Annotated in this window: 6 protein-coding genes; 5 read left to right on the forward strand and 1 reads right to left on the reverse strand. The window is 67.2% G+C overall.

What is annotated here, in order from left to right:
* Positions 1-288: 288 nt before the first annotated feature.
* The 4 genes from DBO33_RS22635 to DBO33_RS22650 all read left to right on the forward strand — a co-directional run bounded on the left by DBO33_RS22635 (position 289) and on the right by DBO33_RS22650 (position 11,252).
* Positions 289-7,083 carry a non-ribosomal peptide synthetase/MFS transporter gene (locus DBO33_RS22635; protein WP_199856722.1) on the forward strand — a complete coding sequence of 2,265 codons (6,795 nt, stop codon included), beginning with the start codon at positions 289-291 and terminating at the stop codon, positions 7,081-7,083.
* Positions 7,084-7,093: 10 nt separating this feature from the next.
* A complete protein-coding gene (locus DBO33_RS22640) occupies positions 7,094-8,005 on the forward strand; it encodes a pyridoxal-phosphate dependent enzyme (RefSeq protein WP_107656829.1) in 912 nt (303 codons plus the stop codon).
* 19 nt (positions 8,006-8,024) lie between these two features.
* A complete protein-coding gene (locus DBO33_RS22645; RefSeq protein WP_107656830.1) occupies positions 8,025-8,936 on the forward strand; it encodes a fatty acid desaturase family protein in 912 nt (303 codons plus the stop codon).
* Between the two features lie 162 nt (positions 8,937-9,098).
* Positions 9,099-11,252, forward strand: a complete 2,154-nt coding sequence (locus DBO33_RS22650; protein ID WP_107656831.1) for a hypothetical protein — start codon at positions 9,099-9,101, stop codon at positions 11,250-11,252.
* 14 nt (positions 11,253-11,266) lie between these two features.
* Here DBO33_RS22650 and DBO33_RS42930 read toward each other — a convergent pair whose 3' ends face one another.
* A complete protein-coding gene (locus DBO33_RS42930) occupies positions 11,267-11,455 on the reverse strand; it encodes a hypothetical protein (protein ID WP_234391383.1) in 189 nt (62 codons plus the stop codon).
* 50 nt (positions 11,456-11,505) lie between these two features.
* Here DBO33_RS42930 and DBO33_RS22655 point away from each other — a divergent pair, with 50 nt between their 5' ends.
* Positions 11,506-11,712 carry a hypothetical protein gene (locus DBO33_RS22655; RefSeq protein ID WP_107656832.1) on the forward strand — a complete coding sequence of 69 codons (207 nt, stop codon included), beginning with the start codon at positions 11,506-11,508 and terminating at the stop codon, positions 11,710-11,712.
* Positions 11,713-11,735: the final 23 nt, after the last annotated feature.

Here is an 11,735-nt window from a genome sequence, read left to right on the forward strand (position 1 = left end):
TTGTTCAGGGATTCGCTGAGGAGCGAACCTCTGCCGCAGGTCGCGCGGTGGGTGCCACCGGACGCAGCGTCGCCATCGCCGACGCCCAGGTGTCGGCTCTCCTGAATCCGCATGCCTCCCTGCGTCATCAGAACATCATCAGGCCCTCCGCCCGCAGCGTCCGAAGAGCGGTTGCGCCATAGCATCTGCCGCGGTGTTGGATCGAGGCGAGGAGATCCGGTGAGTGCTGCCGGTGGGACATTCCGATGCGATGTGACGGACGGGATGTGGCAGTCCTTTTCTGGGCAGGTGAGTAGTCGGCCGGGTGCTACCGCGCTCGTCGACGGTGACGGCAGCTTGACCTACACCGAGCTCGCCGCTCTGGTCGACGACTTCGCAGATTGCTTGCGCGCGAAGGGCGTTCGAGCCGGTGATCTGGTGGGGATACGGTTACCTCGGGGACGGGCGGCGGTCGTCGCGATCCTCGCCGCGCTGCGTTCGGGGGCGGCGTATGTGCCGCTCGATCCGGCGTATCCGGCGGCTCGGCTGGACGCGATGATCGAGGATGCCCGGCCGCGGGCGCTGGTCACCGAGGACGGTGTCGTCGCCTTGACCGGCGCTGTACCCAGGCCGGATGCCGCGTATGTGATCTTCACGTCGGGCACGACGGGGCGGCCGAAGGGTGTGGTGGTTTCCCGGCGGGCGCTGGCGGCGTTCTGTGCGGCCGCGATCGAACGGTATGGGCTCGATGCCGATGATCGGGTGCTGCAATTCGCGTCGCTGAGTTTCGACGCAAGCGTCGAGGAGCTCTTTCTGCCGCTGAGTTGTGGTGCGGCGGCGGTGCTTCGCGAAGAGGACATGATCAGCCGTCCGGACCTGTTCCTCGACCGCTGCGCGGCGAGCGGCGTGACCGTGCTCGACCTGCCGACCGCTTACTGGCACGAGCTGGTGGCCGCGCTCGACCGGGGCGAAGCCGTGCTGCCCGCGACGCTGCGACTGACCATCATCGGCGGGGAGGCGGCTCGCCCCGATGCGGTGCGCCGCTGGCAGACAGTGGTAGGCGGTTCGGTGCGGCTGCTCAATACCTATGGGCCCACCGAAACCACGGTTGTCGCGACCGTCGCGGACCTCACTGGATGGGCGGGCGACGCGGTGCCGATCGGCACCCCGCTGGACGGGGTGACCTGCCGGGTGGTCGACGCCGACGGTAACCCGGCGCCGGTGGGTGAACTGGTGATCGGTGGCCGCACGGTCGCCGACGGCTATCTGAACCACCCCGACCTGACCGCCGAGCGTTTCCGGCCGGGGCCCGACGGCACGGAGTACCGCACCGGCGACCGCGTGCGCTGGTGCGGCGATCAGCTGGAATACCTTGGCAGACTCGATGACCAGGTCAAGATTCGCGGCTTCCGGGTCGAGCCGGGCGACATCGAGGCCGCCCTGCGCGCCATCCCGGCCATCGATGATGCCGTCGTATCGGTCGACCAGCGGGACGAGCGGACCGTCCTGATCGGCCATGTCGTGACGGCAACCGGCACCGATCTGACGGCGATCCGCGCGACACTACGCGACACCTTGCCCGCGTACCTCGTGCCCGCCGAACTCGTTCGGCACGTGCGCCTTCCGCTGACCGCGCAAGGCAAGATCGATCACGCCGCGCTCAACGCAGACGGACGCGCCCGTAGTGTCGCGTGGACAGGAACATCCGCCGAAGCCGAGATCGCCACCCTGTGGGAGTCGCTGCTCGGGACCCCGATAACCGGACCGGACAACGACTTCCTCACACTCGGCGCCGACTCGCTCACCGCCGTGCGCCTCTGCGCAGCGCTGCGCCACCACCACGGCATCGAGCTCACCCTGAGCGAGTTGTATGCCGCGCCCACCATCGCGGCGGTCGCGGCTCGACTGCGGCACAACACCATCCAGGGCCAGCCCACCACCGTCGCGGTGCCGGAGAATGTCCCGCTGCGCCTGAGCCCACTGCAGCGCGACTTCTGGGTGGCCGAACAGGTCTGCACCGGACTGCCCGCGCATACCTTGCGTATCCGCTACCGGTGGAACGGCCGGGTAGACGCCACAATTCTCGCGCACAGTCTCGCGGCCCTGGCCCGTCGTCATCCGCTGCTCAGATCTCGTTTCCTCGACGACGGTGCGGAACCGAGCATGGTCATCGATCCCGACGGAACGATTCCACTACTCGAATCCGCAACCGGCAGTATCGATCTGCGCAACGGCCCGATCGCGTACGCAGCGCTGGTCCGTGGCGACACTGCGGACGAGGTGGTTTTTGTCGTCCACCACCTGGCCTTCGACGGATGGTCGGCGGGCATCGTCGGCAACGAACTCGCGCAGCTATATCGGGCCGGCGACTTGCCCACGCCCACACCATTACCCGACCTCGCCTCCCTCCCGGCAGTCGGTGCCACTCTGATCGCCTACTGGAGAGCACGTTTCGACGGCGCCGATCTCGACCTGGAACTGCCCGCCGACCGCCCGCGCCCGGCGGCCCGATCCTTCGCCGCGGCGCGCGTCTGCGTCGATGTCGACCCGGCGTTGCTCGAACGCCTGCGTTCCTACGCGCAGAGCCGCCGAGCCAGCCTGTTCATGGCACTGCTGGCAAGTGTGCAGACAGTGCTGTCCCGCTATACGTGCCGAACCGACATCACCGTGCTCGCTCCGGTCGCCTGCCGAACGAGTCCCGGTCTGGAAGCACTGGTCGGTCCGCTGCTCAACATCCTGCCGATCCGCGGAAACGTCTCCGGCGAACCGTCGTTCGCCGACCTGCTCGGCCGGGTCCGCGATGCGGTCCTGCGTGATCTGGACCATCGAGACCTCGCACTACCGGATCTGGTCGACGCCATCGCCCGGCCGGGCGCCGGGAACCGGAACCGGATCAGCCCGGTTACTTTGACGGTCCACAACACTCCGGAGCCAGGCGATCACACCGTCAGGTACGCCGGTGAACTCGCCCCCGCCGCCACCATGGTCGACGTCGCCATCGGCCTGGATTTCCCGCTCGACGGGCCGGTCCTCAGCATCGACTACGCCACCGAATTGTTCGATGCCCCAAGGATGGTGGCCCTGCTCGGTCACTTGCTGACCGTGCTCGCCGCCGCCGTCACCACACCGCTCACCCCGGTGACCCGCCTGCCGATGCTCACCGACGCCGAACGCCGTCGGATCGTGCACGAATGGAACGACAGCGCCCGCCCCCAGCTCACCGCCACCACCGTGCACCGACTGTTCGAGCGTTGCGCCGCAACAACTCCCGACGCACCGGCACTCACCTTCCGCGGCGACACCATCAGCTACAGCGAGCTGAACCACCGGGCCAACCGGCTCGCCCGCCGACTGTGCGCCGAGGGGGTCGCGCCGCGCGAGTTCGTCGCGATCTGCCTCGACCGCGGCTTCGACCTGTTCGTCGCGATGTGGGCGGTCCTCAAAGCCGGTGCCGCGTATGTGCCGCTCGACCCGGCATACCCGCGGGATCGGCTCGACTACATGCTCGCCGACTGCGGCGCGCAGTTCGTCATCGACGCCGCGTACCTCACCGGCGACACCCCGGACGACGGCAGCGACCTGCCGTTGCGCAACACGGCGACAGACCCGGCCTACCTGATCTACACCTCCGGCTCCACTGGCAAACCCAAAGGCGTCGTGGTAAATCACGCCAATCTGGTGCACGCCGTGGGCATGTGGCGCCACGCCTACGAGCTACGCCCGGAATGGACGTACCAGCAGGCGGCCAGCTTCTCGTTCGACATGTTCGTCGGTGAGACACTGCGCGCACTCACCACCGGCGGCCGACTGGTGATCGTGCCGCGGGAGACCCTGCTCGATCCCGCCGACCTGTACACGCTGATGCGTGCCGAAGGCGTGCAGTGCACCGAACTCGTGCCGGCGGTGCTGCGCACGCTGCTCGCCCATGTCGACGAGCTCGGGCACCGACTCGACTTCGTCCGGCTGCTGATCGGCGGCGGGGAGGAATGGCGGGTCCGCGAATACGAGCTCGCGCGTCGCCTTGTCGGCCCCGGTAATTCGGTGGTCAACGCGTACGGTGTCACCGAGGTCACCGTCGATAATGTCTGGTTCACGGGATCGGTCGAGCAGCTGCCCGGCAATGCCCCGCTGCCGATCGGCGTGCCGTTCCCCAACAATCGTGTCTACGTCCTCGACGCGCATCGCGCACCGGTGCCCGCCGGGATCGTGGGCGAGCTGTATCTCGGCGGCGCCGGTGTCGCTGATGGGTACCACCATCGGCCTACACTCACCGCCGATCGGTTCGTGCCCGATCCGTTCGCGCCCGAACCCGGCGCTCGTATGTATCGCACCGGTGACGCTGCCCGGTGGCGGCTCGACGGCCGAGCCGATTTCCTCGGGCGGCTCGACGGTCAGGTCAAGGTCAATGGCTACCGGATCGAGATCGGTGAGATCGAGGCTGCGCTCGGCGCCGTGCCCGAGGTGGTCGGCTGCGCGGTCACCCTGCACACGCCGTCGTCCGGGCTCGCCCGGTTGATCGGTTACGTCGTCACCCGGGACGGCTCGGCCGCCGACGAGACTGCGATCCGCGAGGCACTGGCCACCGAATTACCGACGCACATGGTGCCTGCCCGCGTGCGCACGCTGGCCGCGCTCCCGCTGACGCCGAACGGGAAACTCGACCGCAACCGGCTACCCGCACCGCCCGACGACGTCGGGCCGGGCGCGGGACCAGCGCCGCGCACGCCGACTGAGCAGCACATCGCGGCGGTGTGGTGCGAGGTGCTCGGCGTCGCGGACCTCGGCATCGACGACACCTTCTTCGCCCTCGGCGGCGATTCGTTCGCCGCGCTGAAAGTGATCCGGCGGATCGCGCCGACGCCGGCGTTGGTCGAGCTCTACCGATACCCCACGGTGCGGCGGCTGGCCGCGTTGCTCGATGAACGCGATCCAGGGCTGCGCACCGAACGCCGAATGTTGCACCGGCTCACCGACAACGACGCCGGACTCGACGGCCACACGGTGGTCGCGGTGCCCTATTCCGGTGGCAGCGCCGTCGCCTATCAGCCGCTCGCCGAGGCACTTCCAGCGAACTGGGCGCTGTACGCGGTGGAACTGCCGGGTCACGACCGGGCGCATCCGGACGAGCAATTGCTGCCTGCCGCAGTGGTCGCCGAGCTGATCCTGGCCGAGCTGCCCACGACCAGCGGACCAATTCTCTTGTACGGCCATTGTTTAGGTGTTGCGGTGACGGTCGAGTTGGCTCGGCAAGCCGAGGCGGCCGGCATCGAACTGGCCGGTGTCGCACTGGGCGCGGGCTTTCCGACCGCGCGGCTGCCCGGCCGGTTCTTCGACTGGTTCTATCGGCTGATTCCGACCGACCGATTCACCTCCGACCGTGAATATTTGACCTACCTACGCGGCCGTGGCGGCTTCGTCGACATCGACGACGCGCAGCAGCAGGCGTTCGTCCTGCGCAACGTCCGCCATGACGCCCGCGACGCCGAGGAGTACTTCACGGCCGCCTACACCGACCCGCGGCCACCGCTGAAGACGCCGGTGCTGGCGGTCGTCGGTGCCAAGGATCGGGTCACCGAGCACTACGCGGAACGCCATCACGAATGGCGGCACTTCAGCGACGGACCCCTCGATCTGGCCGTATTGCCGAGAGCCGGGCACTTTTTCGTGAAGAGCCACGCCGAGCCACTGGCCGAGGCGCTGGTCGGTTTCGCCGAGCGTGCACCCGAATCCCTTGCGCCAGAGCCGATTCCCCCGGCTGGGCCGCCACCCAGCCTGTCCCGGTTCGCGCTCGTCGCCCTGGGGCAGTTCGTCTCCATGGTCGGCAGCGGGCTCAGCGCCCTCGTGCTCAGTATCTGGGTGTTCCAGCAGACCGGGTCGATCACCGACTTCGCCGTCGTCAACGCGGTCGGCTTGCTGCCCGGCATCCTGGTCAGCCCGGTCGCCGGCGCTGTCGCCGATCGCTGGGACCGCCGCCGGGTGATGCTGGCCAGCGATGCCGCCGCCGCGGCGGCGATGAGTGTGCTTGCGGTGCTGGTATTTACCGGCGGGCTACAACTGTGGCAGATCTACCTCACCGTCACGGTCACCTCGATCGCCGGCGCCTTCCAGCGGCCCGCGTATCTCGCCGCCGTCGCGCAACTCGTGCCCAAGCGCTACCTCGGGCACGCGAACGGCATCAGCCAACTCGGAGTCGGTGTCGGGCTGGTGTTCGCACCGATGCTCGGGGCCGGGCTGATCGGCTTGATCGGCATCGCGGGCGTCATCCTGCTCGACATGGTGACATTCACCGTCGGCGTCGTCACGCTGCTGCTCGTCCGGTTTCCGGACTTGATGTTCCATCGCCGAGAAGAAACGTTCCGCAGCGAGATCGTCAACGGGTGGCGTTACATCACCCGCCGCCCCGGCATGCGCGCCGCCCTGCGGTTCTTCGTCATCGACCACGCGTTCTACACCCTCGGTTTCGCCGTCATCACCCCAATGCTGTTGCTCGAACAGTCCCCCGCGGTGCTCGGAATCGCCCTCGGCGCAGGCGGACTCGGCGGTTTGGCGGGCAGTCTCGTGATGGGTCTGTGGGGCGGCACCGTCCGGCGCACCAACGGACTGATCATCTTCATGGGCATCGGCAGCCTCGGCATGACCGTCGTCGGATCGGGTAGTTCGCCGGTCTTCGTCATCGCGGGCATGTTCCTGCTGACCTTCGGTGAATCGCTGGCCGAGGGGCACTGGATCGCGGTGGTGCAGACCAAGGTCGGTTTCGAACTACAGGGTCGCGTCCTCTCCATCTTCATCACCGTGATGATGCTGACCATGCCGCTGGGCTACCTGCTGGTCGGCCCGCTCGCGCAACGGTACGTGCGCCCGCTGCTGGAACCGGGCGGCCCGCTCGCCGGGACCGTCGGCCAGCTCATCGGGGTCGGCCCCGGCCGCGGGCTCGCCATGCTCGTCGTGCTCAGCGGCCTGCTGCAACTCGCTTGGGCGGTGCGCGGCTGGCTGAATTCCCCCCTGCGCCTGCTCGAAGACCACCTCCCCGACGCCCTGCCACCCGCCGAGATCAACTCCCGGGACGACCTGCAACGCCTCGCCGACGCTCAACTTCTCCGCTGAAAGGCCACCAGTGCCCGCCTCACCCCTGACCACCGCACCGACCGACGCATACGCCACGCCGCTCATCGATGCGGGCGAGCTCGTCCCGGGAACCCGCATCCTGATCAAGGACGAAACCCGTTATGCCTCAGGTAGTCACAAGGAACCGGCCGCCCGCGCGGTAGTCAGCCGCGCCATTGCCGACGGATACCGGCGAGTCGTCATCGCCACCTGCGGCAACTACGGCCGCGCCATGGCCATGGCCTGCGCGGCGGCCGAGCTGGCCTGCACCGTCGTGCTGCCGGCCGGGTGGAGCGATGGTGGCGCGTTCATGCGTGACGTCGGCGCCGACGTGCACCTCGTCCCCGGCAGCTACGAGGATGCCGTCGACGAATCCCGCTCTCTCGCAGCCGAAGACGGCTCGGTAGACGGCAATGTCGACGGGCCGTACGTGGACGCGGTCTTCGACGGGCACGGCGTCGTCGTGCACGCGCTGCGTCTCGCTCTGCCGGAACCGCCTGCCGCGCTCTGGATTCCGGTCGGCAACGGCACCACCATCATCGCCGTACACCGGCAGCTACAAGCCGTCGGCTGGCCGGTGCCGATCAACGGCGTCGGCTCCGCGGCCAACAACCCCGTCGTCACCAGCTGGCCCGGCGAATATCGCATGCTGCCACCGGACGATGTCGTCACCACAGACCACAATCAGCCGCTGGTCAATTGGCATGCGCTGCAAGGCCCCGAGGCGATGGCCGCGGTCGCCGCGACCGGCGGCGCGATCTTCGGCGCCGACGACACCGAGCTACTGGCCGCCCGGGACCTGCTCGCCGACCACGGCGCCAAGCCGACACCCTCCGGCGCCGTCGCCCTCGCCGGACTGCTCGGGCAGGCCCGCCGCACCCCGCTCACCGGCACCCACGTCGTCCTGCTCAGCGGCCGCTGACCCGAGTCGAGAAGATCGAATGACCCACCCTGCTGCCGGGCTGCTGTTCGCCCGCGCCCGGACCAGCGCTGGCGACGAGCGCGTATTCCTCACCAAACTCGCCGTCCTCGGCGTGCTCACCGCCCTCGGCGTGGCGCTCGCGCTGCGCCCGGAGCCGCTCGCACTGATCGCCGGCGTGCTGCTGCTGGCCGCGATGTACACCCACGCCGTCGAACTGCAACATCAAGCGTTGCACCACAGCGCTTTCCGCGCCGCCTGGCCGCACCGCCTCGTCGGCGTGCCGCTCGGTCTGCCACTGCTGGTCGTCTACACCAACTATCGGGTCCGTCACCTGCAGCACCACCGCTACCTCGGCACCCCGAACGACACCGAGTTCTTCGGTTTCGACACCCGCACACCCATCACCGCCGCCCTACTACTGCGCGGCATGTTCGACTACGCGCGGCTCCTCGCCGTCGTCCGCGACGTGCTGCGCGCGGCGACCGGCCGCTGGCGGTACGAACACGGTCACCTCAGCACCACCATGCGCCGCCGAGCCATCACCGAACACCTCATCCTCGGCGCCCTACTGGTTGCCGCTATAACTTTCGCCGCCACCGGCCAGCACGACCTCATCCTCCGAATCTGGCTCCTGCCCTTACTATTCGCGGTCCCCATGCACTTCCTAGTCGAACTCCCCGAACACCTCCTCTGCGACACCGACACCACCGACGTCCTACGCAACACCCGCTCCATCCGCGGCAGCCTCCTCACCACCTGGTTCACCAACGGCAACAACCTGCACATCGAACACCACGCCGCAATGTCCGTCCCCCTCAACCAACTCCCCGCCCGCCACCCCGAGGTCCAGCAACGCGCCGTCCACGTCGAACGCACCTACCTCGATTTCTATCGGACGTTGTGGGGTGAGCTTCGAGTCGCCCGGAGGTAGGACAAGCGCGGTCGACCACGGAAAACCGCTGACCGGTTCGGTCGTGCGAACAGCGGATACCGATCACCGGATGCGGTTGCCACACTGAGCGGTACACGCAGGTAGCGCTGCAGGCCGTGGGGCACAGTCGTCTGCGACGGCAGGTGACGATGGGCGCGGAACGTGGATCGTGAACAGAACTATTTCGATGCGCTGATCGCCGACTATGTCGCCGCCCGAGACGACGAGCGCGAGCTGAACAACCAGCTCGTCGGCGTGTTCGGTGGCGTGGTGACGACGCTGGCCTTGTTCGGCGCTTTCGTCACCTTCGTCAGCGGCAATGAGCCGTCCAACCACATCCATGATGCCGCCGCGGCCGCGGTGCCGCTTATTCCGCTGGCGCTGGCGTGCATGTTGCAAGTCACCGCCTCGCAGGCCACTGTGCGCAGCTTCTATTCCCGTGCCCTCGAACGCGAATTGGCGAAGTTGCTGCCGCCGGGCACGCCCGATATGGCCGGATATCCGCTGCTGCGGCCGGTCATGTACCGGGAAATGATCGCCGAACTCAACTCACTCAGCCACGGGTACCGTATTCCGCGCATACTGCAGCTCGTCGCCATGCTTTCGCTGGAGTTCATCTTCCTGGGATTGCTGTGCTACATGGCCCGGCAGTATGCGTTCTACCTTCAGTTCATCATGTTGGTGGTCTATCTACCCGTCATCATCTTGCTCGTGGTGGAAGCCGGCAACGGCACCGTGAACGGGCGTTCCTACTTCCTGAAGCTGGTGCGTGACACCAGGGCTCGCCGGGCAACGCCACTCCTGCCGCTTGCGCAACTGCCGACCGGTGAGCGGAAGCTGCTGTCGTATCTTCTGCTGCCCCGGCCGATGGATTTGAGCAAGGCACTGTTCTTTCCGATCGGGACGCTGACCCTGGTCGTGATGCAGCCGTCGGTGCTCGAGGTCCCCTACTTCGTTCCACGGGCGCTTGTTCTGTGGTTCATCCTGGAGATTCTGATCTACCAGGGGCGTTATCAGCTCAATGATCTACGTGGACTGGACGAGGACCAGGTGTCGCCGAATGCCGCGCAGCGCGGCAGAATCCCGACCCTGGCGGCAGGTCTTCGAGTGGCGGCCTACGCGACGTTGGGGGCAATCGGTGCACGCATTGTCCTGACGGTAGTTTTGTGCGGACTCCCGTTCGTCTCCTTTTTTCATAATGTGATCCCGCTGGCGGCAGGGGTTTTGGCGATAGCGGTGTTGTACGAGGGGATTCGCAGCGTCGAACGCAACAGATTCGATGCCCGCACTCCACGCCGCCACGCACCGCCGATCATCGGCTGGCTGGTCGTCGCGACGGTCGGCCTCGGGTACCCATTGCGCGCCTTCCTCGGCCTCAGCTTGCCGCCCACCACCGGCGGCGGCAAAGACATTGCGTGGGAATGGAAATGGCCCTGGAACTGGGACCTGCCCTGGCAGTGGAAATGGCCATGGCACTGGGTGTGGCCAGGTCAAGACGATTGGACGTCGCCGTTCGGCTTGCGTATCGAAACCGAATGGCTGATCGTGCTCGAGCTCGCCGCCTACTGCTTCTTCCTCGGTATCGTCTTCGTCTCCATGACTTGGTGTCTGGAAGGCGGAACATACGTGAGCCGAAGTCGAATGGTGTACGGCAGACGAATCTTCTTCGCCGACGTGTTGATCGCTCGGAAACCGCATCTCCTCCTGCTGCTCCGGCAGACTCGGTCGCCTGTGGAACCGCTCCAGCAGACGATCCCGGTCGATACCTCGGTATTCGACGGGCGAGGGAACCACTGGCTCGACCACGGCGCCAAGCCGCATGCGATATGGGACGTCACCCTCCTGATCGCGACCGCATTCGCCATCCTGCTGGTCGGCCGAATGTGGGGACTCCCTTGGCACGCAACGCCTTACCGGGTCTGCGCGCTGATGTCGATGGTCGCCCTCACGCTGTGGGCGACCCTACCCGTCCAGGTTGGTTTGCCCATGCTGATCTCGCGATGGGTGGCCGACGTTCTCATCACCGCGGCCGCCGTGCTGTCGCTGGTGACCACGACAATCGCCGCCGCACTATTCAGCCCGCGCTCTATGCCACCACTCGCGATCGTCATAGGCGTGATACTGACACCACTCGCCTATTCGATCCCAACGTTGATGTACAAATACTTTCGCGCGATCTCCTACAACGATCTACGTCTCCCCGATTTCTTCAGCACATTCACTCCGCGCACCATCCCCCGGCAGGCGGTGCGGCTCATCGTCGGACACGGGCTCATCGACCGAATCTGGCCAACTGATGCGCGCGCACCGCGCTGACCGGCGCGAGGCAATCAGCCGCCGCTGACCGGCCCGGTCGGGATCTTGGCGCCTGCGGATCCGGGTCGATTGATGTATACCGTGACCGGGGCGGCGCTGTTGCCTTGCACGGTGACTACTCGCGCTCCGGGGGGCGAGGTGATGGTGCCGCCGTCGGCGCGGGCCTCGTAACCGTTGGGGTAGTGCAGGTCTGAGACGTAGATTTCGGTGGGGGCGGAGGGGGGTTGGGGGGTGTAGCGGTAGGCGAAATCGNATGAACGCCCTGGTCACCTTCCGCACCCTGCACAACCGCATGGCAGGCGGCGCTTACACCGACGCCACCCGCCACCCCACCGGCATGGCCGGCGTAAGCCCCGGCCTCCTCAACCACATCCTCACCCTCACTCAAGACTGCGCCACCCGAACCCGCGCCCGCCGCACCGGAATCCGCACCCACTCTCGGGATCCGCACTCACTCTGACACCCGTACTCGGTGCCTGCGGA

Origin of the sequence: Nocardia suismassiliense (assembly GCF_900269665.1) — a bacterium.
In the GTDB taxonomy this organism is placed as follows: domain Bacteria; phylum Actinomycetota; class Actinomycetes; order Mycobacteriales; family Mycobacteriaceae; genus Nocardia; species Nocardia suismassiliense.